Below are 934 nucleotides of genomic sequence, written 5' to 3'. Positions count from 1 at the left end.
TTATTCGATGATGGATGCGACGACGCCAGCGCCGACGGTCCGGCCACCTTCGCGGATCGCGAAACGCAGACCTTCTTCCATGGCGATCGGCACGATCAGCTCGACTTCGACCGACACGTTGTCGCCCGGCATCACCATCTCGGTGCCTTCCGGCAGAGACACAACACCCGTCACGTCCGTCGTGCGGAAGTAGAACTGCGGACGGTAGTTGGTGAAGAACGGCGTGTGACGGCCACCCTCTTCCTTGGTGAGGATGTAGGCTTCAGCCTTGAACTTCGTGTGCGGGGTAACAGTACCCGGCTTGCACAGAACCTGGCCACGCTCGACCTCTTCACGGCCAACGCCGCGGATCAGTGCACCGATGTTGTCGCCCGCTTCACCGCTGTCGAGCAGCTTGCGGAACATTTCAACGCCGGTCACGGTCGTCTTCTTGGTGTCCTTGATGCCGACGATCTCGACTTCTTCGCCCACCTTGACGATGCCGCGCTCGACACGGCCGGTCACAACAGTACCACGGCCGGAGATCGAGAACACGTCCTCGATCGGCATCAGGAACGGCTGATCCTTCGGACGCTCGGGCGTCGGGATGTAGTCATCAACAGCAGCCATCAGTTCCTTGATGGCGTCGCGGCCGATGGCTGCATCGCGGTCTTCAACGGCTGCCAGAGCAGAGCCCTTGACGATCGGAATGTCGTCGCCCGGGAACTCGTAGGAAGACAGCAGTTCGCGGATTTCCATTTCGACGAGCTCGAGCAGCTCTTCGTCGTCGACCTGGTCAACCTTGTTCATGAACACGACAAGTGCCGGAACACCAACCTGACGGGCAAGCAGGATGTGCTCGCGGGTCTGCGGCATCGGGCCGTCGGCGGAGGACACGACGAGGATCGCACCGTCCATCTGGGCCGCACCGGTGATCATGTTCTTGACGTAGTCG

1 protein-coding gene is annotated in these 934 nt (G+C 61.0%); it reads right to left on the bottom strand.

Features of this window, described 5'->3' with window-relative positions; genetic code table 11:
* Positions 1-934 (bottom strand): elongation factor Tu (gene tuf, locus E1297_RS01360; RefSeq protein WP_155132938.1); only part of this gene is annotated, 934 nt, incomplete at its 5' end.

The organism is Roseibium sp. RKSG952 (genome assembly GCF_009711355.1).
The sequence above is the reverse complement of the archived record's forward strand: the minus strand, read 5'-3'. Positions and strand labels throughout refer to the sequence as shown.